The organism is Pseudomonas sp. OV546 (assembly GCF_900116845.1).
Lineage (GTDB): Bacteria > Pseudomonadota > Gammaproteobacteria > Pseudomonadales > Pseudomonadaceae > Aquipseudomonas > Aquipseudomonas petroselini.
In genome coordinates, this window is the sequence record NZ_FPCE01000004.1 from 285,052 (window position 1) to 307,958 (window position 22,907).

The 22,907-nt window shown below is 63.5% G+C and carries 24 protein-coding genes; 21 read left to right on the forward strand and 3 right to left on the reverse strand.

Translation table 11 applies throughout. The features are described 5' to 3' along the window. Positions 1 to 65: 65 nt before the first annotated feature. From BM403_RS11660 to BM403_RS11755, 20 genes are all read left to right on the forward strand, one after another. A complete protein-coding gene (locus tag BM403_RS11660; RefSeq protein WP_012721839.1) occupies positions 66 to 785 on the forward strand; it encodes a beta-ketoacyl synthase chain length factor in 720 nt (239 codons plus the stop codon). Further along, positions 761 to 1,573, forward strand: a complete 813-nt coding sequence (locus tag BM403_RS11665) for a lysophospholipid acyltransferase family protein (protein ID WP_012721838.1) — start codon at positions 761 to 763, stop codon at positions 1,571 to 1,573. The genes BM403_RS11660 and BM403_RS11665 overlap by 25 nt, the downstream gene beginning before the upstream one ends. Then, a complete protein-coding gene (locus BM403_RS11670; RefSeq protein ID WP_012721837.1) occupies positions 1,551 to 1,820 on the forward strand; it encodes a phosphopantetheine-binding protein in 270 nt (89 codons plus the stop codon). Before BM403_RS11665 ends, BM403_RS11670 begins: the two co-directional genes overlap by 23 nt. 9 nt (positions 1,821 to 1,829) lie before the next feature. After that, positions 1,830 to 2,084: an acyl carrier protein gene (locus BM403_RS11675; protein WP_003187949.1), complete on the forward strand. Its 255-nt coding sequence runs from the start codon at positions 1,830 to 1,832 to the stop codon at positions 2,082 to 2,084. Further along, the gene (locus BM403_RS11680) at positions 2,081 to 2,626 is read left to right on the forward strand and encodes a COG4648 family protein (RefSeq protein ID WP_012721836.1); all 546 of its coding nucleotides are present in this window, start codon (positions 2,081 to 2,083) and stop codon (positions 2,624 to 2,626) included. The genes BM403_RS11675 and BM403_RS11680 overlap by 4 nt, the downstream gene beginning before the upstream one ends. Beyond that, positions 2,623 to 4,293 carry an acyl-CoA synthetase family protein gene (locus tag BM403_RS11685; protein ID WP_093542875.1) on the forward strand — a complete coding sequence of 557 codons (1,671 nt, stop codon included), beginning with the start codon at positions 2,623 to 2,625 and terminating at the stop codon, positions 4,291 to 4,293. The genes BM403_RS11680 and BM403_RS11685 overlap by 4 nt, the downstream gene beginning before the upstream one ends. A 149-nt stretch (positions 4,294 to 4,442) precedes the next feature. Beyond that, positions 4,443 to 5,177: a glycosyltransferase family 2 protein gene (locus BM403_RS11690; protein WP_046033875.1), complete on the forward strand. Its 735-nt coding sequence runs from the start codon at positions 4,443 to 4,445 to the stop codon at positions 5,175 to 5,177. After that, a complete protein-coding gene (locus BM403_RS11695) occupies positions 5,174 to 6,109 on the forward strand; it encodes an LpxL/LpxP family acyltransferase (RefSeq protein ID WP_043204670.1) in 936 nt (311 codons plus the stop codon). Before BM403_RS11690 ends, BM403_RS11695 begins: the two co-directional genes overlap by 4 nt. Next, complete coding sequence (gene hutH, locus BM403_RS11700) at positions 6,093 to 7,634, forward strand: HAL/PAL/TAL family ammonia-lyase (protein WP_093542877.1); 1,542 nt, start codon at positions 6,093 to 6,095, stop codon at positions 7,632 to 7,634. The genes BM403_RS11695 and hutH overlap by 17 nt, the downstream gene beginning before the upstream one ends. Continuing rightward, on the forward strand, positions 7,627 to 8,052 hold the full coding sequence (locus tag BM403_RS11705) for an acyl-CoA thioesterase (protein ID WP_064054041.1): 426 nt from the start codon (positions 7,627 to 7,629) through the stop codon (positions 8,050 to 8,052). Before hutH ends, BM403_RS11705 begins: the two co-directional genes overlap by 8 nt. A 44-nt stretch (positions 8,053 to 8,096) precedes the next feature. Beyond that, positions 8,097 to 8,750, forward strand: a complete 654-nt coding sequence (locus BM403_RS11710; protein WP_064054042.1) for an outer membrane lipoprotein carrier protein LolA — start codon at positions 8,097 to 8,099, stop codon at positions 8,748 to 8,750. Continuing rightward, positions 8,740 to 11,052 carry an MMPL family transporter gene (locus tag BM403_RS11715; RefSeq protein ID WP_012721831.1) on the forward strand — a complete coding sequence of 771 codons (2,313 nt, stop codon included), beginning with the start codon at positions 8,740 to 8,742 and terminating at the stop codon, positions 11,050 to 11,052. The genes BM403_RS11710 and BM403_RS11715 overlap by 11 nt, the downstream gene beginning before the upstream one ends. Positions 11,053 to 11,085: 33 nt before the next feature. After that, on the forward strand, positions 11,086 to 12,333 hold the full coding sequence (locus BM403_RS11720) for an NAD(P)/FAD-dependent oxidoreductase (protein ID WP_012721830.1): 1,248 nt from the start codon (positions 11,086 to 11,088) through the stop codon (positions 12,331 to 12,333). Further along, positions 12,330 to 13,079: a class I SAM-dependent methyltransferase gene (locus BM403_RS11725; RefSeq protein WP_012721829.1), complete on the forward strand. Its 750-nt coding sequence runs from the start codon at positions 12,330 to 12,332 to the stop codon at positions 13,077 to 13,079. The genes BM403_RS11720 and BM403_RS11725 overlap by 4 nt, the downstream gene beginning before the upstream one ends. Next, complete coding sequence (locus BM403_RS11730) at positions 13,076 to 13,558, forward strand: hypothetical protein (RefSeq protein WP_046033870.1); 483 nt, start codon at positions 13,076 to 13,078, stop codon at positions 13,556 to 13,558. The genes BM403_RS11725 and BM403_RS11730 overlap by 4 nt, the downstream gene beginning before the upstream one ends. Continuing rightward, positions 13,555 to 14,721 (forward strand): beta-ketoacyl-[acyl-carrier-protein] synthase family protein, encoded by a 1,167-nt coding sequence (locus BM403_RS11735; RefSeq protein ID WP_046033869.1) that lies wholly within the window; start codon positions 13,555 to 13,557, stop codon positions 14,719 to 14,721. The genes BM403_RS11730 and BM403_RS11735 overlap by 4 nt, the downstream gene beginning before the upstream one ends. Beyond that, positions 14,718 to 15,179 carry a hotdog family protein gene (locus tag BM403_RS11740; protein ID WP_012721826.1) on the forward strand — a complete coding sequence of 154 codons (462 nt, stop codon included), beginning with the start codon at positions 14,718 to 14,720 and terminating at the stop codon, positions 15,177 to 15,179. The genes BM403_RS11735 and BM403_RS11740 overlap by 4 nt, the downstream gene beginning before the upstream one ends. Further along, positions 15,176 to 15,904 (forward strand): 3-ketoacyl-ACP reductase FabG2, encoded by a 729-nt coding sequence (locus BM403_RS11745; RefSeq protein ID WP_093542879.1) that lies wholly within the window; start codon positions 15,176 to 15,178, stop codon positions 15,902 to 15,904. The genes BM403_RS11740 and BM403_RS11745 overlap by 4 nt, the downstream gene beginning before the upstream one ends. After that, positions 15,904 to 17,130: a beta-ketoacyl-ACP synthase gene (locus BM403_RS11750; RefSeq protein WP_093542881.1), complete on the forward strand. Its 1,227-nt coding sequence runs from the start codon at positions 15,904 to 15,906 to the stop codon at positions 17,128 to 17,130. The genes BM403_RS11745 and BM403_RS11750 overlap by 1 nt, the downstream gene beginning before the upstream one ends. 26 nt (positions 17,131 to 17,156) lie before the next feature. Then, positions 17,157 to 17,600, forward strand: coding sequence for a hypothetical protein (locus tag BM403_RS11755; RefSeq protein WP_093542883.1), 444 nt, complete (start codon positions 17,157 to 17,159; stop codon positions 17,598 to 17,600). Between the two features lie 136 nt (positions 17,601 to 17,736). On the opposite strand, the gene BM403_RS11760 is transcribed toward BM403_RS11755, so the two are convergent. After that, a complete protein-coding gene (locus BM403_RS11760) occupies positions 17,737 to 18,630 on the reverse strand; it encodes a LysR family transcriptional regulator (RefSeq protein WP_093542885.1) in 894 nt (297 codons plus the stop codon). Between the two features lie 124 nt (positions 18,631 to 18,754). On the opposite strand from BM403_RS11760, the gene BM403_RS11765 reads away from it, so the two are divergent. Continuing rightward, positions 18,755 to 20,029, forward strand: a complete 1,275-nt coding sequence (locus BM403_RS11765) for an MFS transporter (protein ID WP_012721821.1) — start codon at positions 18,755 to 18,757, stop codon at positions 20,027 to 20,029. A 120-nt stretch (positions 20,030 to 20,149) separates the two neighbouring features. Here BM403_RS11765 and hemE read toward each other — a convergent pair whose 3' ends face one another. Then, positions 20,150 to 21,217 (reverse strand): uroporphyrinogen decarboxylase, encoded by a 1,068-nt coding sequence (hemE, locus tag BM403_RS11770; RefSeq protein WP_012721820.1) that lies wholly within the window; start codon positions 21,215 to 21,217, stop codon positions 20,150 to 20,152. A gap of 243 nt (positions 21,218 to 21,460) precedes the next feature. Then, positions 21,461 to 22,879, reverse strand: a complete 1,419-nt coding sequence (locus BM403_RS11775) for an FAD-dependent oxidoreductase (protein WP_012721819.1) — start codon at positions 22,877 to 22,879, stop codon at positions 21,461 to 21,463. Positions 22,880 to 22,907 lie beyond the last annotated feature (28 nt).

Below are 22,907 nucleotides of genomic sequence, written 5' to 3' on the forward strand. Positions count from 1 at the left end.
CCCTGTCCCGGTATTCGGGGCCAACTGCCGCACATGGAAGCCCGCAGGGGCGGGATAACGTCTCAGTGATCACTTTCAACATCGCCCAATGGCGCGCCTGGGCCCCTGGCCTGGAGAGTGCGGACGACTGGCACGCCTGGTGCCAGGCCCCGGTGTTGCTGCCTGCAAGCGAAGCCTCCCCCGACGTCTCGTTCCTACCCGCCATGCAACGTCGCCGCCTCAGCCGCCTGGCGCGCATGGCATTCAGTGTGGGCTGGCCGCTGGCTGAGGGCTTGGAAGACTTGCCGCTGGTGTTTATCTCCCGGCATGGCGAAACCCCACGCACCCTCGATATCCTCAGCGACCTGGCCAACGACCAGCCACTGTCGCCGACCCAGTTCAGCCTGTCGGTGCACAACGCGGTGATAGGCCTGTGGTCGATCCTGCGCAATGAAACCAGCGAAATGACCGCCCTCGCCGCCGCAGGCGACGGCCTGGAACACGGCATGCTCGAAGCCGCCGCGCTGCTCAACGAAGGCGCGCCGGCCGTTTTGCTGGTGATTACCGAAGAGCAGCCGCCTGCCGCCTACGCCAGTTGGATCGTTGACGTGCCCTTCCCCTACGCCCTCGGCCTGTTGCTGACACCGGGCGACGAGTGGCAACTGGAACTAAACAGCGGCGGTGTCCAACTCACACAAGCCCAGTGGCCCCACGCCCTGAACCTGCTGCGCACCCTGCTCACTGATCAGGGTGCCTGCCAACATGCCTGGAAGAACCGAGTATGGAACTGGCAACGCAAGCCGTGAACGACAAGCCACGGGACGCTTACTACTGGCGCCTGTTCGCCACCGCCGCCAGTTTCTTTGTGTTCGGTATCGGTGGGCTGTGCCTGCGTTTGCTGGTATTTCCGCTGCTCGGCTGCCTGCCAGGCAGCGCCGAAAAACACCAGCGCCGTGCCCGCCACACCATCAGCAAACTGTTCTGGTTCTTTATCCGCCTGATGCAGCGCGCCGGTGTGCTGACCTACAGCGTCGAAGGCGCGGAAAAACTCGGCCGCCCGGGCCAGATGATCATCGCCAACCACCCGTCGCTGATCGACGTGGTGTTCCTGATCGGCCTGATGCGCCAGACCAACTGCGTGGTCAAGCAGAGCCTGTTCGAAAACCCGTTCATGCGTGGCCCGGTGCGCGACGCAGGCTACATCAGCAATGACGGCAGTTCGGACATGCTCGATGCCGCCGCCGACGCCCTGCGCGCAGGCCAGACGCTGATCATTTTCCCTGAAGGCACCCGCACCACACCCGGCGCGGCGCCTGCCTTTCATCGCGGTGGCGCCGCCATTGCACTGCGGGGTGCGACAATCATCACCCCGGTGGTGATCAAGGTGAGCCCCACCACGCTGACCAAGGCCGAACCCTGGTATCGCATCCCAAAATGCCGCTTTCACTTCAGTTTGCGCGTGGGTGCCGATATAGAACCACAGGCGTTCGCAACACTGGGCCCCGCGCCTCAGGCCTCACGCAAGCTCAACGATTACCTGCATCACTATTTTATTAAGGAGCTCGCCGAAGATGAGCGACCAACACCGCCTTGAGCACGACATAAAGATGCTGATCATCGAGGCCCTGGGCCTGGAAGACATCGGCGTCGACGACATCGGCAGCGAGCAAACCCTGTTCGGCGAAGGCCTCGGCCTGGATTCGGTAGACGCCCTGGAATTGGGCCTGGCGATCCAGAAAAAGTACGGCATCAAGATCGACGCCGACGCCAAGGACACGCGCAATCACTTCACCAACGTGGCCAGCCTTGCGGCGTTCGTCACGGCCAGACAGGCAGCTTGAGACCGGACCATGCAAACTCGTGACGATATTTTCAACACCTTGCGCGACGCCTTGGTGGAACTGTTTGAACTGCCGCCGGAACGCGTCACCCTTGACGCCAACCTGTACCAGGACCTGGAAATCGACAGCATCGATGCCGTCGACTTGATCGACCATATCAAGCGCCAGACCGGCAAGAAGATCGCCGCCGAGGAATTCAAGGCGGTGCGTACGGTGAACGACGTGGTTGAGGCGGTGTACCGTCTGGTCCAGCCTGCCGCATGAGCCGGCTGATCGGCCTTGGCCTGCTGCTGGCGGGGCTGCTGTACCCTTTTGCGGTGTATTACGGCACCGAACACTTTGCGCCATGGCAATTCGGCCTGCTGCTGGGCGGCCTATGGCTGCTGCGTGCGCTGACCGGTGCACGACGCCCCGGCAGCCGCTGGATGGCACTGGCGGTGATCGTGTTCTGCCTGCTGCTGGCCTGGTTCGACAACCCCCGCCTGCTGCGGTGGTACCCGAGCCTGGTCAGTGCGTTCATGCTGGCGCTGTTCGGCTTGAGCCTCAAGTACGGCCCGCCGATGGTCGAGCGCCTGGCGCGCATGACCGATCCTGTGTTGCCGCCCCATGCCGTCGTGTATACCCGCCGGGTGACCGTGGTGTGGAGCGTGTTTTTTCTGTGTAATGGCCTGCTCGCCGCCGCCCTCACCCTGTGGGCGCCGCTGAGCTGGTGGACGTTGTACAACGGCCTGATTGCCTACGGGTTGATGGGGCTGTTGTTTGCCGTGGAATGGCTGGTACGACAAAGGGTTCGAGGCCGCGTATGAATGGGTTGAAACTTGAGCACTTGCTGCTTGAGCCGCTGGAACAGCGTTCGGTCACCACCGAACCTGCAATGAGTCACGCCCAGCTGTGGGAGCAATCCCTGAGCCTGGCGGCGGGCCTGCAAGCGCGGGGTATCCGGCGCCTGGCCGTGTACCTGGAAGATGCAGGCCTGCTGGCGGTGGCCCTGCTGGGCGCGTGGCGGGCCGGCGTCAGCGTGCTGCTGCCCGCCGACTTGCAACCTCAGACCCGCCAACGCTGGGATGAAGCCGTCGACGCCTGGCTGACCGAAGCTGAGGACCTGGATGCGCTGTACCAGGCACCACTGAGCGCTGCCGCCCTCGACCTGGACGCGTGCCAACTGAGCCTGTGCACCTCCGGTTCCAGCGGCGAACCCAAGCGCATCGACAAGACCCTGCGCCAACTGGCCAACGAGGTCGAGGCCTTGGAAACCTTGTGGGGCCCGGACCTCAAAGACGCCTGCATCATCGGCAGCGTCGCCACCCAACACATCTACGGCTTGCTGTTCCGCGTGCTGTGGCCGCTGTGCGCCGGCCGCACTTTTGTGCGCAAACAACTGGCCTTCCCCGAAGACTTGCAGCGCGCCAGCCGCGAGCACACGCAATTTGCCTGGGTCGCCAGCCCGGCGTTGCTCAAGCGCATGGGTGACAACCTTGACTGGCCCGCGCTGAGCCAGGTGTCGCGGGTGTTTTCGTCCGGCGGCGCGCTGCCGGTGGAAGCCGCGGGCAGCCTGTACGACCGCTTGCAACAATGGCCGACAGAGATCCTCGGCAGCTCGGAAACCGGTGGTATCGCCTGGCGCCAGGGTGCGCAGCCGTGGCAGCCGTTTGCCGACGTGCACCTGAGCCAGGATGCCGACGGCGCCCTGCGCATCGCCTCGCCGTATCTGCCTGCGGGGCATGTCGAACAAACCGCCGACGCGGCACGCATTCATTCCGATGGCCGTTTCGAACTGCTGGGCCGCCTGGATCGCATCGTCAAGCTGGAAGAAAAACGCATCTCCCTGCCCATGCTGGAAAACGCGCTGATGGCCCACCCGTGGGTCGCGGAAACCCGGCTGGGCGTGGTGCAGGAAAACCGCGCCTCTCTCGGCGCGCTGGTGGTGTTGAGCGCCGAGGGCCTGCATGCTCTGCGCAATCAGGGGCGACGCACGCTCACCCAGACCCTGCGCCAGCATTTGAGCCAACATTGCGAAGCCCTGGCGCTGCCACGGCGCTGGCGACTGCTGAGACAGCTTCCCCTGAACAGCCAGGGCAAGCTGCCACAGGCCGATGTCGAGGCGCTGCTGTTGGCGCCTCGGCCGAAGGCGCCGGAAGTGCTGGAGCACGTCGAAACCGATGGCGAATGGACCGTGCAACTGAGCGTGCCGCCGGACCTGGCCTATTTCAGCGGGCACTTCCCGGTCACGCCGGTGCTGCCGGGGGTAGTGCAGGTGGAATGGGCCTTCAACCTGGGCCAGCAACTGCTCGATGTGCCGCCGACCTTTGCCGGTATGGAAGTGCTCAAGTTCCAGCAACTGGTGCGGCCGGGCGATGCGATCGAACTGCACCTGCGCTTCGACCCGGAGCGCAGCAAGCTTTACTTTGCGTATCGCAATGGCGTCGCCGCCTGCTCCAGCGGCCGGATTCAACTGGAGCCAGCGCATGCATAAGCTGTTGTGGCGAGGGAGCTTGCTCCCGCTGGAGTGCGAAGCGCTCCCAACCCAGGCACCGCACTGTACCAGGATGATTTCGGTCGCCTGTGTTGGGGCTGCTGCGCAGCCCAGCGGGAGCAAGCTCCCTCGCCACAGGGGGCCATTTCATGCATAACCCCTGCGCCCTGATCCCGGTCTACAACCACGAAGCCGCCGTACCCGCCGTGGTCCACAGCCTGTTGAGCAGCGGCCTGCCCTGCCTGCTGGTCGACGACGGCAGCAGCCCGGCCTGCGCCGCCGTGCTGGCGCAATTGGCGACCCTGGATAACGTCACCCTGCTGACCCTGCCAAGCAACCAGGGCAAGGGCGGCGCCGTCATGGCCGGTTTCCGCGAAGCCGCACGCCAGGGCTTCAGCCATGCCTTGCAAGTCGACGCCGACGGCCAGCACGACCTGCGCGAAGTCGAGACCTTTATCGACACCTCGCGCCGGCACCCCGACGCGATCATCTGCGGCTACCCGGAATACGACGACAGCGTGCCCAAAGGCCGCCTGTACGCGCGCTACTTGACCCACGTGTGGGTGTGGATCAACACCCTGTCGTTGCAGATCCGCGACTCGATGTGCGGCTTTCGCGTCTACCCGCTGGCGCCGGTGCTGGCGCTGATGGACTCGGCCTACATCGGCACGCACATGGATTTCGACTCGGACATCCTGGTGCGCCTGGCCTGGCGCAACCAGCCGATGCGCTGGCTGCCGACCCAGGTGCACTACCCCGCCGATGGCCTGTCGCACTTCCGCCTGTTCCGGGACAACGTGCGCATCTCGGCGATGCACACCCGGTTGTTCTTCGGCATGCTGGTGCGCGCGCCGATGATCCTGTGGCGACGGTGGCAGGCATGAGCGACAGCACCAAGCACTGGGCCGACCGCGAAGAGCGCGGCAGCTACCGGCTGATGAAGCTCACCGCCTTTGCCGCCAAGGTCCTTGGCCGCCGCGTGTTGAGCCCGCTGTTGTACGGCATCGTGTTGTATTTTTTCCTGTTCGGCCGCACCGCACGCCGGAGCGCCTGGCAATACCAGCAGCGCCTGGCCGAGTGGAGCGGGCGCGAGGAACTGCGGCCCACCCACTGGAAAGTCTTCGGCCAATTCATGGCGTTTGCCGATTCACTGCTCGACAAACTCGACGTGTGGAACGGCAAGCTGCGCCTGGAACAGATCGAGATCAACGACCCGGCGCAATTGCGCGGGAAGCTGCGCGGCGGGCGCGGGCAGATGCTGGTGGGTGCACACCTGGGCAACCTCGAAGTGTGTCGCGCGCTCGCCGAGATCGGTGAACAAGTCACCATGAACGTGCTGGTGCACACCAAGCACGCCGAGCAATTCAACCGCCTGCTGGGCGAAGCCGGCGCCACCCACTTGCGCCTGATCCAGGTCAGCGAGCTGGACCCGGCCACCATGCTGCTGCTCAGCCAGCGCCTGGACGACGGCGAATGGCTGGCCATCGCCGGCGACCGCGTGCCACTGCATGGCGGGCGCACGGTGCGCGTGGACTTCCTCGGCCATGACGCCGCCTTCCCTCAAGGCCCGTGGCTGCTGGCCGGTTTGCTCAAATGCCCAGTGAACCTGCTGATGTGCCTCAAGCACAAAAGCCGCTATCGCCTGAGCATTGAGCCTTTCGCCGAATCGATCGAATGGAAACGCAACACCCGCGAGCAGGTCATCGCCCTGTGGACCGCGCACTACGCCGCACGCCTGGGCCAGTTCTGCCTGGAAGCGCCCCAACAATGGTTCAACTTTTACCCTTTCTGGAAGACCGATGACGACGCATCTTGAGCCGGTAACCTTTGGCGAACGCGCCTTGCGCATCGAAGACGTACTGGCCCTGGCCAACCGTCAGGCGCCGACCCAATTGCAGGGCGACGCCGCGTATCGCCAACGCATTGCCAAAGGCGCGCAGTTCCTCGACTCGCTGCTGGACAAGGAAGGCGTGATCTACGGCGTCACCACCGGCTACGGCGACTCTTGCGTGGTGGCGGTGCCGTTGCAGCACGTCGAGGCCCTGCCCCGTCATTTGTACACCTTCCACGGTTGCGGCCTGGGCAAGTTGCTCGATGCCCAAGCCACCCGCGCGGTGCTGGCCGCACGGTTGCAGTCGCTGTGCCACGGCGTTTCCGGTGTGCGCGTGGAGTTGCTGGAGCGCCTGCATGCGTTCCTTGAGCACGACGTACTGCCGCTGATCCCGGAAGAAGGCTCGGTCGGCGCCAGCGGCGACCTGACGCCGCTGTCCTATGTGGCTGCGACCCTGTCCGGCGAACGCGAAGTGATGTTCCGTGGCGAACGTCGCCAGGCGGCCGACGTGCACCGTGAGCTGGGTTGGGAGCCGCTGGTCCTGCGCCCCAAGGAAGCCCTGGCGCTGATGAACGGCACCGCCGTGATGACCGGCCTGGCGTGCCTGGCCTTCGCCCGCGCCGACTACCTGCTGCAACTGGCCACGCGCATTACCGCGTTGAACGTGGTGGCGCTGCAAGGCAACCCGGAGCACTTCGACGAGCGCCTGTTCGCCGCCAAGCCGCACCCAGGGCAGATGCAGGTCGCCGCCTGGCTGCGCAAGGACCTGGCGATCGATGCGCCGACCGCGCCGCTGCATCGCCTGCAGGACCGTTACTCACTGCGTTGCGCGCCCCACGTGCTCGGCGTATTGGCGGACAGCCTGAACTGGCTGCGCTCGTTTATCGAAATCGAGCTGAACAGCGCCAACGACAACCCGATCATCGACGCCGAAGAAGAACGCGTGCTGCACGGTGGGCACTTCTACGGCGGGCATATCGCTTTTGCGATGGACAGCCTCAAGACCCTGGTCGCCAACGTCGCCGACCTGCTGGACCGCCAACTCGCGCTGCTGGTGGACGTGCGTTACAACCATGGCCTGCCGAGCAACCTGTCCGGCGCCCCGGCGGACCGCGCAATGATCAACCACGGCTTCAAGGCGGTGCAGATCGGCACCAGCGCCTGGACCGCCGAAGCCTTGAAAAACACCATGCCGGCCAGCGTGTTCTCGCGCTCCACCGAGTGCCACAACCAGGACAAGGTGAGCATGGGCACCATCGCCGCCCGCGATGCGATCCGCGTACTGGAACTGACCGAACAGGTCGCCGCCGCAACCCTGCTCGCCGCCAACCAAGGCGTGTGGCTGCGGGCCCAGGCCGAGGAGGCGCGCCCGCTGCCGCCAGCCCTGGCCGCCATGCATGACGAACTGGCCAAGGACTTCCCGCCGGTCATCGAAGACCGCGCGCTGGAAGGCGAACTGCGCCTGTGCCTGCAACGCATCGCCGAGCAACACTGGAGGCTGCATGCGTAGCCAGGGCGTGTTGCACAGCGACACCGAAATCCTCGTGCCGTTTTTTGACGTCGACACCATGAACGTCGTGTGGCACGGGCACTACGTGAAGTACCTGGAAGTGGCGCGCTGCGCGCTGCTGGACAAGATCGGCCACAACTACACGGCGATGCTCGAATCGGGCTACGCCTGGCCGGTGATCGACATGCAACTGCGCTACGTGCGCGGCGCCGTGTTCGGCCAGACGATCAACGTGCGCGCCAGCCTGGTGGAGTGGGAGAACCGCTTGAAGGTTAATTACCTGATCACCGACCTCGCCAGTGGCGAGCGTTTGACCCGTGCCAGCACCGTGCAAGTCGCGGTTGAAATCGCCACGCGCGAGATGCAACTGGCTTCCCCCAAAGTCTTCACCAACGCCGTCGAAAGGGCCCTGAAATGAAATTACATGTGGGAGGGGCGGTGCGACGACTCGACTTGCCCCCGATGGACTTCAACGATAACGCGATCCGCCGGACACTACGCAGCGCCCTCAGGCTCATCGCGGGCAAGCCCGCTCCCACATTTTTGATCGGTTTTTTCCTGAGCTTTAGTGCACATGCTTTTGACTTGCAACAACTGAGCGACCAACTTGCAAAACCCTCAGTGATCCACGGCAGCTTCACCCAGGAAAAACACCTGCGTGCCCTGCCCCAGCCGCTGGTCAGCAAAGGCACCTTCGTGCTCGCCAAGGACCACGGCCTGCTGTGGCTGCTGAAGACCCCGCTGCAACAGGACTACCGCATCAGCGCCCAAGGTATTGCCCGCCGCGACGCCAACGGCTGGCAACTGCTGCCGAACAAGAGCGCCGGCGCCGAACAGAACCGCCTGTTCCTTGCGGTGCTGCAGGGTGACAGCAGCGGCTTGCAGCGTGACTTCGAATTGCACCTGCAAGGCGAGGCCAAGCAATGGACATTGACCCTGGTCCCGCGCTCGCTGCTGCTCAAGCAGGTGTTCACCCAGATCAATATCGACGGTGGCGACCTGGTGCAGAACATCGAATTGCTGGAAACCCAGGGCGACAGCACCGTGCTGCGCATGCAGGACAGCCACGCCGACCTGCCGTTGAGCGAAGCGGAGCAACACGATTTTGCCCAGTGAACGCCTGCTGCCCCGCCTGTTCCTGATCCTGCTGGTGGCCGTGCTTGCCCTGGCCGGCTGGCAGTGGCGCCACGGTGCGCCCTTGTCGGCCAACCTGATGGAACTGGTGCCGGGCAACACGCCGGACGCCTTGGAACAGCAAGCCGAACAGCGCATGCAAGAGCCGCTGAACCGCGAGATGTTGGTGTTGGTGGGGCATGCCGACCGCCAGCAAGCCGTCGCCGTGGCGCAACAGTTAGGCGAGCGCTGGCAGGCCAGTGGGCTGTTTGAAAAGGTGCAGTGGAACCTGCAAGCCGACTTGCCGGCGCTGCGCGAGCAATTGCTGCGCGGCCGCCTGGCGATGCTCTCGGCCAAGGACCGTGAGCAACTGGTTAAACAGCCCGACGCGTTTATCCAGCAGCGCGTACAAGCGCTGTTCGACCCCTTCACCGGGTTCAGCCTGGTGCCGAGCCAGGACGACTGGCTGGGCCTGACCGGGCGTATCCAGAACAGCCAGCCGCAACACGGCTCGGTGCAACTGGATATCGGCAGCGGCGCGTTGATCGCCGATGCCGACGGCAAAAGCTGGGTGCTACTGCGTGCACGCACCACCGGCAATGCCTTCGACATGACACTGCCGCTGCACGTGGCAGACCTGCTCCAGGTCAGCCGCGAACAGGCCAGCGGGCAAGGCGCGCAATTGCTCGCCGCCAGCGGCTTGCTCTACGCCGCCAATGGCCAGCAGCAGGCCACGCGGGAAATCACCTGGGTGGGCGGCGGCGCTACCGTCGGCATCCTGTTGTTGCTGTTGCTTGCGTTCCGGCGCTGGCGCGTGCTGCTGGCCTTTGTGCCGGTGCTGGTGGGCATGCTGTTTGGCGCGGTGGCCTGTGTGGCACTGTTCGGCCATATGCATGTGATGACCTTGGTATTGGGTTCCAGCCTGATCGGCGTGGCGGTGGATTACCCGCTGCACTATCTGTCGAAAAGCTGGAGCCTGCAGCCGTGGCGCAGTTGGCCGGCGTTGCGTCTGACGCTGCCGGGACTGAGCCTGAGCCTGGCGACCAGTTGCATCGGTTACCTGGCGCTGGCCTGGACGCCGTTCCCGGCACTGACCCAGATTGCAGTGTTCTCCGCTGCCGGCCTGGTCGGTGCGTACCTGTCTGCCGTGTGCCTGTTGCCGGCGCTGCTCAAGGGTGTCGAACTGCGCCCGGCGCAATGGCCGCTGCGCATCGCTGAATGCCTGTGGCTGGTACGCGCCTCGTTACTCAAGCGCGTGCCGAGCCCCGTCCTGCTGGCGTTGCTGCTGCTGTTTTGCGCGGGCGGCCTGTGGCACCTGAACAGCAAAAACGACATTCGCCAATGGATCGGTGCACCGCCGCAATTGCTGCAGGAAGCGCAGGCCGTGGCACGCATTACCGGGTTCCAGCCCACCAGCCAGTTCTTCCTGGTACGCGCGGACAATCAGCAGCAGTTGCTGGAGCGCCAGGCAGCCTTGGGCCAGCGCCTGGATCAGTTGGTGAACATGGACAAACTCCAGGGCTACCTGGCGCTCAACCAACTGGTCAGCCTGCCCGCCGAGCAACAACAGCTGCGTGATGCGCTGAATAAACTCCCGGAACATTGGCAGCCGCTGCTGGACCTCGGCGTCCCCGCCAGCGCCCTGCAAGCCGAAGTGGCGCAACTGCAAGCGCTGCCCACCGAAGACATCGACAGCGCACTGGTGGGCCCGTTGGCCGAACCTTGGCGCACCCTGTGGCTTGGTCCGGTCGACGGCGGCGTGGCGGCGATGGTCAGTCTGCAGGGCTTGAACAACCCGGCGCTGCTGCGGGTGCAAGCGCTGGATTTGCCGGGCGTGCAATTGGTCGACCGTCTGGGCGACTTGAACCGCGTGTTCGCCGACACGCAGATCAGCGCCGCCGAATTGAAGTTGATGTCGTGCGTGCTGATCGTGCTGCTGTTGATCCTGCCATTCGGCTTCGGCGGCGCCTTGCGCATTGTCGCCCTGCCGCTGCTGGCAGCCCTGTGCAGCCTGGCCAGCCTCGGCTGGCTGGGCCAGCCGCTGACGCTGTTCAGCCTGTTCGGCCTGCTGTTGGTCACGGCCATCAGCGTCGACTACGCGATCCTGATGCGCGAGCAAATCGGCGGCCCTGCGGTCAGCCTGTTGGGCACATTGCTGGCGGCGCTGACGACCTGGTTGTCGTTTGGCCTGCTGGCGGTGTCCAGCACGCCGGCAGTGAGTAATTTCGGCTTATCGGTCAGCCTCGGCCTGGCATTCAGCTTTATGCTGGCGCCTTGGGCCGGGCAACAGAAGCACGCCTTATGAATGTGATTATCGCCAATGTGGCAAGGAGCCCTCGTGCCCACAGTTGAAATGGAACGTCGCCAGGTGGTGGTGATCGGTGCCGGCCCCTCCGGGGCCATCGCCGCCGCGCTGCTCAAGCGCAAAGGGCATGATGTATTGATCGTCGAGCGCCAGCATTTCCCGCGGTTCTCGATTGGCGAAAGCCTGCTGTCCCACTGCATCGACTTTATCGAAGAAGCCGGCATGCTGGAGGCCGTGCAGGCCGCGGGTTTCCAGGTGAAAACCGGTGCTGCGTTCGCCTGGGGCGAGCGCTACAGCGCGTTTGATTTCGGCGATACGTTCAGCAACGGCAAGCCCACCACCTTCCAAGTCCAGCGCGGCGAGTTCGACAAGCTGCTGGCCGATCAGGCCGCGCTGCAGGGTGTGGAAATCCGCTATGGCGAAACCATCGTCGGCGTGGATTTCAAAGGCGAATCCCGCTACCTGCACGTGCGCCGCGAAAACGGCAGCGAGTATCACCTCAAGGCCAAGTTCGTGCTGGATGCCAGCGGCTACGGCCGCGTGCTGCCGCGCCTGCTGGAGCTGGACGTGCCGTCGGACTTTCCGGTGCGCCAGGCGGTGTTCACCCACGTCGAGGACCGCATCGAACACCCAGGCTTCGATCGCACCAAGATTCTGGTCACCACCCATCCTACGCAGCGCGATATCTGGTTCTGGACCATCCCGTTCAGCAACGGTCGCTGCTCGGTGGGTGTGGTCGCGGCCAAACAGCACTTCGACGGCCGCGACAGTGACCTCGACGCCTGCCTGCGCGGTTTTATCGACGAAACCCCAAGCCTGTCCGGCGTGCTGAAAAACGCGGTATGGGATACACCGGCGCGGACCATCGGCGGCTACGCGGCCAATGTCAAAAGCCTGCACGGGCCGGGCTTTGCACTGCTGGGCAACGCAGCGGAGTTCCTCGACCCAGTCTTCTCTTCCGGGGTGACCATCGCCATGCGTTCGGCGAGCATGGCGGCCGGTGTGCTGCACCGTCAGCTCAACGGCGAGACCGTGGACTGGCAAACCGAATTTGCCGAGCCATTGAAGCGTGGCGTCGACACCTTCCGCTGCTACGTCGAAGGCTGGTACGCCGGGACCTTCCAGGATGTGATTTTCCATCCGAGCAGCTCGCCGGAGATTCGTCGGATGATCAGTGCGATCCTCGCCGGCTACGCGTGGGATGAGCGCAACCCGTTTGTGAGTGAGCCCAAGCGGCGGTTGCGGATGTTGTCGGAGATTTGTGCGAGTGAGCCGGTATGAGCAGTCCTACTCTTGATAAAAACTATTTAAGTAAGCACTACGTCGAAGAAACCAAATTCGGCCTCTGGTTCCTGCGCAGTCACACCTGGCAGCATCGCGTGTTGCGCGTGGCGATCAACGACTTGCGCAGCCTGTTCACGGAGCCATTGCCTGAGGCGCCGGTATTGCTGGATGCCGGTTGCGGACAAGGCAAATCCTTCACGCTGTTGCAGCAGGTATTTGCGCCTTCACGGTTGATAGGCCTGGACGCCGACCCCCACAGCCTGGCGTTGAGCCAGGTTGAGGCCACGCGCCAAGGCTTGAGCGTAGAACTGATCGGCAGCGACTGCGCCACCCTCGACGTGCCGGACGCCAGCGTCGACATCCTGTTCTGCCACCAGACCTTCCACCATCTGGTTGAACAGCACCGCGCCCTCAAAGAGTTCTACCGCGTGCTCAAGCCCGGCGGCTATCTGTTGTTTGCCGAATCCACCGAAGCCTATATCGACACCTGGGTAATCCGCTGGCTGTTCCGCCACCCAATGCATGTGCAAAAAAGCGCCGAAGAATACCTGGAGATGCTCCGCGAGCAGGGTTTTGAATTCGGCCCACAGAACGTCTCGTACCCGTACTTGTGGTGGAGCCGCTCCAGCGACTTCGGCCTGCTGGAACGCTGGGGCCTGCGCAAGGCGCCGCCGGTGGGCCAGCGCGAAGAAACCCTGGTCAACTGCGTGGCACGCAAACCCTTGGCGGGTGCCGCACCATGATGCGCTGGCTCTTGATCGGTTGCCTGTTGCTGCTGAGCGCCTGCGCCAGCCAACCGCCGCTGCCCGAGAAACCCCCAACCCTGGCCTTGCCGCTGCAACTGCATGTGCAGCGCCTGGCCGACGGCCAGAGCCAGGACTGGCTGCTGGTGATCCAGCGCGAAGGCGCGGGCATTCGTTGGTCTATGATGGACCCGCTGGGCATCCCCCAGGCCCGTCAGAAGCTGATCAATGGCGAATGGCAGGCCGATGGCTTGCTGCCGCCCAATCCCCAGGCCCGTGAGTTGTTTGCCGCGTTGCTGTTCGCGCTGACCTCGCCGGATGACCTGCGCGCGCTGTACCCCAGCGCGCAGGCGATGGACTTGACGCGCACTCTGCCGGGCCGTTGGCAGATCGTGTATCAATCGTCTGAGGTCTTTCGCGTGAACATCAGCGGGCAGCCGTTGAGCTATCGCATCACGCCACTTGGAGCGGCCCGATGAGCGCCTACCTCAACGCCCTCGGCGTGATCTGCGCCCTCGGTCGTGGCCAGGACGAGGTCAGCCGCAGCCTGTTTGCCGGCGACTGCTCTGGCATGCGCCCCGAAAGCGGCTGGGTGCCGGAGCGCGTGTTGCCGGTGGGCGCCGTGAAAGGCGACTTGGCAACCATCCCGCCCGAATTGGGCCAGCAAAGCAGTCGCAATAACCAGTTGCTGCTGGAGGCCGCTTTGCAGATCGAGGGCGAGATCCGCCTGGCGATCCAGCGCCACGGCGCAGCGCGGGTCGGTATTGTGCTGGGCACCAGCACCTCGGGAATCGATGAGGCCAGTCGCGGCATCGCCCATTACCTGCGCGACCATCAGTTCCCCAACGACTACGACTACCAGCAACAGGAGCTCAGCGCCCCGGCGAATTTCCTCGTCGACTGGCTGCAATTGAGCGGCCCGGCCTATGTGATCTCCACCGCCTGCACGTCCAGCGCCCGCGCGTTGATGAGTGCCCAGCGCCTGCTGGACTTGGGCGTGTGCGATGCGGTGATCTGCGGCGGCGTCGACAGCCTGTGCAAGCTGACGCTTAACGGTTTCAGCTCACTGGAAGCGGTGTCGAACGAGCGCTGCAAGCCGTTTTCGGTGAACCGCGACGGCATCAACATCGGCGAAGCGGCGGTGCTGTTTCTGATGAGCAAAGAGCCTGCGCCCATCGCCCTGCTGGGCAGCGGCGCCAGTTGCGATGCGCACCATATCTCCGCCCCCGAGCCTACCGGCAAAGGCGCATTGCAATCCATGCGCAAGGCCCTGGCCAGCGCCAAATTGCAGCCTGGGCAGATCGGTTACCTGAACCTGCACGGCACCGCCACCCAGCACAACGACGCCATGGAAAGCCTGGCCGTCGCCCGCCTGTTCCCGGAAGGGGTGGCGTGCTCGTCGACCAAACCCATGAGCGGCCACACCCTGGGTGCAGCCGGCGCGCTGGAAGCGGCGTTCTGCTGGTTGAGCCTGGTTCACAATCGGCTGCCGCCGCATGTGTGGGACGGCCAGCCCGACCCCGCGCTGCCCGCCTTGCACTGGGCTACCGCCGGCGCCACCCTGGAAAAACGCTGCCTGATGAGCAACTCGTTTGCCTTCGGCGGCAACAATGTCAGCCTGATTATCGGAGAGGCCCCATGATCGATTGGCCACTCGCCGAACTGCTGCCCCACGCGGGCGACATGATCCTGATCGACCAGGTGCTGTCGTTCGATGAAGAGCAGATCCGCACCTGCACCCTCGTCAAGCCCGGCGGCCTGTTCAACCGCCCGGACGGCAGCCTGCCGGCTTGGGTCGGCATCGAGTTGATGGCGCAAAGCGTCGCCGCCTACGCCGGTTGCCACGCGCGCCAGAAAGGTCAAGCCGTGGCGCTGGGCTTCCTGCTCGGCACACGTAAGTTCGAATGCAACGTGGCGTCTTTCCCGGCAGGCACCGAGCTGAGCATCCACGGCCTGCGATCCCTGGAAGACGACAACGGCATGGGTGTGTTCGAATGTCACCTGACCGGTGACGGTATCCAGGCCAGCGCCCGCTTGAATGTATTTCGACCGCCCCAGGCGGCCAATTATTTAGAAGAATCGAAGGACGTAACGCCATGACTGAATCCGTACTGGTCACCGGCTCCAGCCGTGGCATCGGCCGCGCCATCGCGCTGCGCCTGTCCCAGGCCGGGCATGACATCGTGCTGCACTGCCGCAGCGGCCGTGCCGACGCCGATGCGGTGCAGGCTGAGGTTGAAGCCCTGGGCCGCCAGGCGCGGGTGTTGCAATTCGATGTGGCGGATCGCGCGCTGTGCAAGGAAATCCTTGAGGCGGATGTGGAGCAACATGGCGCCTATTACGGCGTGGTGCTCAACGCCGGCCTGACCCGTGACGGTGCGTTTCCGGCCCTGTCGGAAGAGGATTGGGACGTGGTGATGCGCACCAACCTCGACGGTTTCTACAACGTGCTGCACCCGGTGATAATGCCGATGATTCGTCGTCGCGCGGCCGGGCGTATCGTCTGCATTACGTCGGTTTCCGGTTTGATCGGCAACCGCGGCCAGGTCAATTACAGCGCCTCGAAAGCCGGCCTGATTGGCGCAGCCAAGGCCCTGGCCATTGAGCTGGGCAAACGCAAGATCACCGTCAATTGCGTGGCTCCCGGTTTGATCGACACGGCGATGCTGGATGAAAACGTGCCCGTGGAAGAGCTGATGAAGATGATCCCGGCGCAGCGCATGGGCACCCCGGAAGAGGTGGCCGGCGCGGTGAATTTCCTGATGTCGGCCGAGGCGGGCTATATCACGCGCCAGGTCCTGGCCGTGAATGGAGGCCTGTGCTGATGAAACGCGTCGTCGTCACCGGCATGGCCGGCATGACCTCCCTGGGCGGCGATTGGGAGACCATCTCGGCCAACTTTCGCGCCAACCGCAGCGGCATCCGCCGCATGGATGAGTGGGACCGCTTTACCGAATTGAACACGCGCCTGGCCGGGCCGATCGACGATTTCGTCGTGCCCGCCCATTGGACGCGCAAGCAACTGCGCAGCATGGGCCGCGTCTCGCGCCTGGCGGTGTGGGCGGCGGAGCAGGCGTTGCGGGACGCCGGCTTGCTCGGCGACGAGTCGATCAAGGACGGACGCATGGGCGTGGCCTGTGGCTCGTCCACCGGCAGCACCGACGAGATCAAGGCGTTCGGCAATATGCTGCTGAACTCAGTCGCCGAGGGGCTGAACGCCAACTCCTACGTGCGCATGATGCCGCACACCACAGCGGCAAATATCAGCATCTTCTTTGGCCTCACCGGGCGGCTGATCCCTACCTCCAGCGCCTGCACCAGCGGCAGCCAGGGCATCGGCTATGCCTATGAGGCGATCAAGTTCGGCCGCCTGCCGTTGATGCTCGCCGGCGGCGCCGAAGAGCTGTGCCCCACCGAAGCCATGGTGTTCGACGCACTCTACGCCACCAGCCTGAAAAACGACGCGCCGCAAACCAGCCCACGCCCGTACGACAGCGGCCGCGATGGCCTGGTGATCGGTGAAGGCGGCGGCATGCTGGTGCTCGAAGAACTGGAACACGCCCTGGCGCGCGGTGCGCATATCCACGCCGAGATTGTCGGCTTTGGCAGCAACGCCGACGGCCAGCACACCACCCGCCCGGAACAGAAAACCATGCGCCGCGCGATGGAGCTCGCCCTGGAAGATGCCGGGCTTGAGCCTTCCGCGATCGGCTACGTGAACGGTCATGGCACCGCCACCGACCAAGGCGACATCGCCGAAACGCTGGCGACCAGTAGCCTGTTCGGCAGCCGAATGCCCATCAGTTCGCAGAAAAGCTTTCTCGGCCACACCCTGGGCGCCTGCGGTGCGCTGGAGTCTTGGTTCAGCATCGAGATGATGAACCGCGACCAGTACGTGCACACCTTCAACCTGGATTCGGTAGACCCGCAATGCGGCGAGCTGGATTACCTGCAAGGTGAATTCCGCGAGATGCACCACGACTACGTGATGAACAACAACTTTGCCTTTGGCGGCGTCAACACGTCGCTGATCTTCCGCCGCTGGTCCTGACTTTTTAATCGATTGGAGAATACGGAATGTCTTCCTTGCTACGCATCACCCTGATCACCCTGGCCCTGCTGGTCACCGCCGGCTGCACCAGCAAGCCGATCCTCAACACCCAGCACGACCTGCCGGCCAACGCCCAGGTCAGCGAAGAAAAAATGAAAACGGTGATCGTCAACGCCCTGCAAAAACGCGAATGGACGGTTCAACGCCTGAGCCCGCAACTGGTGCAGGCCGAGATCAACGTGCGTAACCAGTACTACGCGGCCATCGACATCCGCTACACCCGCAACAGCTACGCGATCACCTACCGCGACAGCCGCGAACTGGGCTACAAGGACGGCAAGATCCATCGCAACTACAACCGTTGGGTGAACAATCTGGACAGCGACATCATGGCGGGGTTGCGCAGTAATGGCGTGAATGAGGCGGGGACGGCGGCGCAGTTGTTTGAGCAGACCGGTACTTCGAAATAAAACCAAAACCTGGCACAACACTGTGGTGAGCGGGCTTGCCCCGCGCTGGAGTGCGAAGCGCTCCCAAGATCTTTGGGGCCGCTACGCAGCCCAGCGCGAGCAAGCTCGCTCACCACAACAGCCTAATTGCAGGAGGTTATTGGATAGCCTTGCGCGTTAACAACTCCACAAACGCCGCAGCCATCGGTGTCTGCGCGCCTTTTCGCTGCACCAGCCACACCGCCGTCATCGCCTCCTGGTCCAGCAACGTGCGATACACCACGCCATCGATCCTTATCCGCTGGTACGACGCCGGCAGCACCGATACCCCCAGCCCCGCCGCCACCATACCGATGATGGTCATCGCCTCCCCCGCTTCCTGGGCAAAATGCGGGCTGAACCCGGCGTCACGGCACAGGCTTAGCAACTGCGCGTAGAGACCACTGCCGTAGCTGCGCGGGAAAAAAACGAACGGTTCTTCCGCCAGCTGCGCCAGGTGCAGGCCACGCTCACTGCCTGCTACCAACGGGTGGCCAGCGTTCATTACGGCCACCAGCGGCTCACGCATCAGTTCGACCACACTCAGCGAATCCGGCAACGGCAGGGGGCGCATCAGTCCAACCTGGATCGACTCATCCACCAGCGAATCAGCCACTTCGGTGCTGCTCATCTCTTGCAGATTGAGATGCACTGCCGGGAACGCCTGGCGAAACGCAAAGATCGCTTGGGGAATGCTGGAGTTAAACGGTGCCGATGACGTGAAGCCGATCTTCAATTCACCCAGCTCACCCAACTGCGCCCGGCGCGCCACATCTGCCGCCTTGTCGACCTGCGCCAGCACCAACCGCGCCTCATGCAGGAACAACCGCCCCGCCTCGCTTAGCTCAACCCGACGATTGGTACGCTCAAACAAGCGTGCGCCCACCTCCTGCTCCAGCGCCTGTATCTGCTGGCTCAGAGGCGGCTGCGAGATGCCCAGCACCTGGGCAGCCCGGCCAAAGTGCAGTTCTTCGGCGACGGCAATGAAGTACCGCAAGTGACGCAATTCCATGCAAGCCTCATTAGGTCGTAAAAGCTATCAAACAGGTCGAACAATATATTGGAAAGAATCATTAGCCAGCTATATTCTTTTTTGCATGGCCGGTCCTGGCACGCCCTTCCTCCCCGAGGTCCCCGTGAATTCTGCTGTCGCTCCACTCGCTCAAGAAGTCCCGCCCACTGCCCTCGATGAGGTGGTGGCCCAGCTCAATGACGCGTACATCGAAAAAGGTACACCGATGTTCATGCGCACGGTGCTGGCGCTGTTCTCCGGCGGTTTTGCGACCTTTGCCCTGCTGTATTGCGTGCAGCCGATGATGCCGGCGCTGTCCCACGAGTTTTCCATCAATGCAGCGCAAAGCAGCCTGATCCTGTCCGTGTCCACCGCGATGCTCGCACTGGGCCTGCTGATTACCGGGCCGATTTCCGACACCCTTGGACGTAAACCGGTGATGGTCGCCGCGTTGTTCTGCGCAGCGCTCGCGACGATTGCCAGTGGCTTGATGCCGTCCTGGGAAGGGATTTTATTCATGCGCGCGCTGGTGGGTTTGTCATTGAGCGGCCTGGCCGCCGTGGCCATGACGTACCTGAGCGAAGAGATCCACCCACAGCACATCGGCCTGGCGATGGGCTTGTACATCGGCGGCAATGCGATTGGCGGGATGAGCGGGCGCCTGATCATCGGCGTGTTGATCGACTTCGTCAGTTGGCACACGGCAATGTTGATCATCGGCGCCCTGGCGTTGATCGCCGCGACGGTGTTCTGGAAAATCCTCCCGGAATCGCGCAACTTCCGCGCCAGCAGCCTCAAGCCGCGCAACCTGGTGGACGGCTTTGTCATGCACTTCAAGGACGCCGGCCTGCCGTGGCTGTTCCTCGAAGCCTTCCTGCTGATGGGCGCATTCGTGACGATGTTCAACTACATCGGCTATCGCCTGCTGGCCGATCCCTACGACCTGAGCCAGGCCGTGGTGGGCCTGCTGTCGCTGGTGTACCTCTCGGGTATCTACAGCTCGGCGAAGATCGGCTCCCTGGCCGACCGCCTCGGTCGCCGCCGTGTGCTGTGGGCCACCATCGTGCTGATGCTCGCCGGTATGGCCCTGACCCTGTTCACGCCCTTGTGGCTGGTGGTGCCGGGCATGCTGATCTTCACTTTCGGCTTCTTCGGCGCCCACTCGGTGGCCAGCAGCTGGATCGGCCGCCGCGCGGTGAAGGCGAAGGGGCAGGCGTCGTCGCTGTACCTGTTCTGCTACTACGTGGGGTCGAGTATTGCGGGGACGGCGGGCGGGTTTTTCTGGCACTTTGCCGGGTGGAATGGGATTGGAGCGTTCATCATCGCGCTGCTGATCGGCGCGTTGCTGGTGGCGTTGAAGTTGGCGAAGTTGCCGCCGTTGGGGAATGTGCGGGCCTGACGCGATCTTGCTTTTAATGTGGGAGGGGGCTTGCCCCCGATAGCGGTGTGTCAGTCACCAGATTCATTGGCTGACACACTGCAATCGGGGGCAAGCCCCCTCCCACATTTGTTTTGCGTGTTATTCGTGATACTGCGCAGAGAGTTCGTGCACTGCGCGCAGGAAGGCGCCGGCATGTTCCGGGTTCACTTCCGGGGTGATGCCATGGCCCAGGTTGAACACGTGCCCGGTACCCTTGCCGTAGCTGGCGAGGATGCGGCCGACTTCGGTGCGGATCGCTTCCGGCTTGGCGTACAGCACGGTCGGGTCCATGTTGCCTTGCAGCGCGACCTGGCCGCCAACGCGACGGCGAGCTTCACCAATGTCGCAGGTCCAGTCCAGGCCCAGTGCATCGGCACCGGCGTCGGCGATGCTTTCCAGCCACAGGCCGCCGCCCTTGGTGAACAGGATCACCGGAACCTTACGGCCTTCGTGTTCACGGATCAGACCGCTGACGATCTTGCGCATGTAGGCCAGAGAGAACTCCTGGTACGCCGCCGCCGAGAGATTGCCACCCCAGGTATCGAAGATCTGCACCGCCTGGGCGCCGGCCATGATCTGGCCGTTGAGGTAACTGGTGACTGACTGCGCCAGCTTGTCCAGCAGCAGGTGCATGGCTTGCGGGTTGTCGTAGAGCATGGCCTTGGTCTTGCGGAAGTCTTTCGACGAGCCGCCTTCGACCATGTAGGTGGCCAGGGTCCACGGGCTGCCGGAGAATCCAATCAGCGGCACGCGGCCGTTAAGCTCGCGGCGGATGGTGCTGACGGCGTCCATCACGTAACCGAGGTCTTTGTGCGGATCGGGGATCGGCAGGGCTTCGATGTCGGCCAGGGTGCTGACGACCTTTTTGAAACGCGGGCCTTCGCCGGTTTCGAAGTACAGGCCTTGGCCCATCGCGTCAGGGATGGTGAGGATGTCGGAGAAGAGGATCGCCGCGTCCAGTTGTGGGTAGCGGTCCAGCGGCTGCATCGTGACTTCGCAGGCGAACTCCGGGTTCATGCACAGGCTCATGAAGTCGCCGGCGTTGGCGCGACTGGCGCGGTATTCCGGCAAGTAGCGACCGGCCTGGCGCATCATCCACACAGGGGTGACGTCCACGGGTTGCTTGAGCAGGGCACGAAGGAAACGGTCGTTCTTGAGGGCAGTCATGTCGGCATCCGCAAAAAAAGTACGGGCATTTTCTCAGAGCCGGACGCAAAAGGCACGGAGTGAGCCGTGCCTTTTGTCTATCGGGTCAATTTGTCGCGGTAGCTTGAACCCACCGCAAAACAAATGTGGGAGGGGGCTTGCTCCCGATTGCAGTGTGTCAGTCCCAGTATCTTTGACTGATACACCGCTATCGGGGGCAAGCCCCCTCCCACAGTTTGATCCCATTTCAACTTGAGATCAGGATCAGACCTGCAGGTAATCCAGGATCCCTTCGGCCGCATTACGGCCTTCGAAGATCGCGGTCACCACCAAGTCAGAACCGCGCACCATATCGCCGCCCGCAAAAATCTTCGGGTTGCTGGTCTGGTGCTTGTATTTCCCTTGCTCCGGGGCAACCACGCGGCCCTGGCTGTCGGTCTGAATCTCGAACTGCTCGAACCACGGCGCCGGGCTTGGGCGGAAGCCGAAAGCGATGACCACGGCGTCGGCCGGGATGATCTCTTCGGAGCCCGGGATCGGCTCGGGGCTGCGACGGCCACGGGCGTCCGGTTCGCCGAGACGGGTCTCGACCACCTTCACGCCTTCGACGCGGTCTTCACCGACGATAGCGATCGGCTGGCGGTTGTAGAGGAATTTCACGCCTTCTTCCTTGGCGTTCTTCACCTCTTTGCGCGAGCCCGGCATGTTGGCTTCGTCACGGCGATACGCACAGGTCACCGACTTGGCACCCTGGCGGATCGACGTACGGTTGCAGTCCATCGCGGTGTCACCACCGCCGAGTACCACGACCTTCTTGCCTTTCATGTCGACGAAGTCTTCCGGCGATTTTTCAAAGCCCAGGTTGCGGTTGACGTTGGCGATCAGGAAGTCGAGCGCGTCATACACACCCGGCAGGTCCTCACCGGCAAAGCCGCCCTTCATGTAGGTGTAGGTGCCCATGCCCATGAACACGGCATCGTATTCTTCAAGCAACTGCTCCATGGTGATGTCTTTGCCGATTTCGGTATTGAGGCGGAACTCGATACCCATGCCGGTGAACACTTCACGACGGTTGCTCAGTACGGTTTTTTCCAGCTTGAACTCGGGGATCCCGAAGGTCAGCAGGCCGCCGATTTCCGGGTTCTTGTCGAACACCACCGGGGTCACGCCGCCACGCACCAGTACGTCGGCACAGCCCAGGCCCGCCGGGCCCGCGCCGATGATCGCAACGCGCTTGCCGGTCGGCTTGACCTTGGACATGTCCGGACGCCAGCCCATGGCGAACGCGGTGTCGGTGATGTACTTCTCCACCGAACCAATGGTCACCGCGCCGAAGCCGTCGTTGAGGGTGCAGGCACCCTCGCACAGACGGTCCTGCGGGCACACCCGGCCGCAGACTTCCGGCAGGGTGTTGGTCTGGTGCGACAGCTCGGCGGCGGCGAGGATGTTGCCCTCGGCCACCAATTTCAGCCAGTTGGGAATGAAGTTGTGCACCGGGCACTTCCATTCGCAATACGGGTTACCGCACCCCAGGCAGCGGTGGGCCTGGTCGGCCGAGTGCTGGGGTTTGAAGGGTTCGTAGATCTCCACGAACTCTTTCTTGCGTTGACGCAACAGTTTCTTCTTCGGATCTTTGCGCCCGACATCGATGAACTGGAAGTCGTTATTCAGACGTTCAGCCATGTTAAAACCTCATCAAACTCTTCAGGCG

Excerpts from the sequence above, each read along its gene's own strand:
- BM403_RS11665 (WP_012721838.1), top strand. The coding sequence starts at position 761 with ATGGAACTGGCAACGCAAGCCGTGAACGACAAGCCACGGGACGCTTAC.
- BM403_RS11670 (WP_012721837.1), top strand. The coding sequence starts at position 1,551 with ATGAGCGACCAACACCGCCTTGAGCACGACATAAAGATGCTGATCATC.
- BM403_RS11675 (WP_003187949.1), top strand. The coding sequence starts at position 1,830 with ATGCAAACTCGTGACGATATTTTCAACACCTTGCGCGACGCCTTGGTG.
- BM403_RS11680 (WP_012721836.1), top strand. The coding sequence starts at position 2,081 with ATGAGCCGGCTGATCGGCCTTGGCCTGCTGCTGGCGGGGCTGCTGTAC.
- BM403_RS11685 (WP_093542875.1), top strand. The coding sequence starts at position 2,623 with ATGAATGGGTTGAAACTTGAGCACTTGCTGCTTGAGCCGCTGGAACAG.
- BM403_RS11690 (WP_046033875.1), top strand. The coding sequence starts at position 4,443 with ATGCATAACCCCTGCGCCCTGATCCCGGTCTACAACCACGAAGCCGCC.
- BM403_RS11695 (WP_043204670.1), top strand. The coding sequence starts at position 5,174 with ATGAGCGACAGCACCAAGCACTGGGCCGACCGCGAAGAGCGCGGCAGC.
- hutH (WP_093542877.1), top strand. The coding sequence starts at position 6,093 with ATGACGACGCATCTTGAGCCGGTAACCTTTGGCGAACGCGCCTTGCGC.
- BM403_RS11705 (WP_064054041.1), top strand. The coding sequence starts at position 7,627 with ATGCGTAGCCAGGGCGTGTTGCACAGCGACACCGAAATCCTCGTGCCG.
- BM403_RS11710 (WP_064054042.1), top strand. The coding sequence starts at position 8,097 with ATGGACTTCAACGATAACGCGATCCGCCGGACACTACGCAGCGCCCTC.
- BM403_RS11725 (WP_012721829.1), top strand. The coding sequence starts at position 12,330 with ATGAGCAGTCCTACTCTTGATAAAAACTATTTAAGTAAGCACTACGTC.
- BM403_RS11730 (WP_046033870.1), top strand. The coding sequence starts at position 13,076 with ATGATGCGCTGGCTCTTGATCGGTTGCCTGTTGCTGCTGAGCGCCTGC.
- BM403_RS11735 (WP_046033869.1), top strand. The coding sequence starts at position 13,555 with ATGAGCGCCTACCTCAACGCCCTCGGCGTGATCTGCGCCCTCGGTCGT.
- BM403_RS11740 (WP_012721826.1), top strand. The coding sequence starts at position 14,718 with ATGATCGATTGGCCACTCGCCGAACTGCTGCCCCACGCGGGCGACATG.
- BM403_RS11745 (WP_093542879.1), top strand. The coding sequence starts at position 15,176 with ATGACTGAATCCGTACTGGTCACCGGCTCCAGCCGTGGCATCGGCCGC.
- BM403_RS11750 (WP_093542881.1), top strand. The coding sequence starts at position 15,904 with ATGAAACGCGTCGTCGTCACCGGCATGGCCGGCATGACCTCCCTGGGC.
- BM403_RS11755 (WP_093542883.1), top strand. The coding sequence starts at position 17,157 with ATGTCTTCCTTGCTACGCATCACCCTGATCACCCTGGCCCTGCTGGTC.
- BM403_RS11760 (WP_093542885.1), bottom strand. The coding sequence starts at position 18,630 with ATGGAATTGCGTCACTTGCGGTACTTCATTGCCGTCGCCGAAGAACTG.
- hemE (WP_012721820.1), bottom strand. The coding sequence starts at position 21,217 with ATGACTGCCCTCAAGAACGACCGTTTCCTTCGTGCCCTGCTCAAGCAA.
- BM403_RS11775 (WP_012721819.1), bottom strand. The coding sequence starts at position 22,879 with ATGGCTGAACGTCTGAATAACGACTTCCAGTTCATCGATGTCGGGCGC.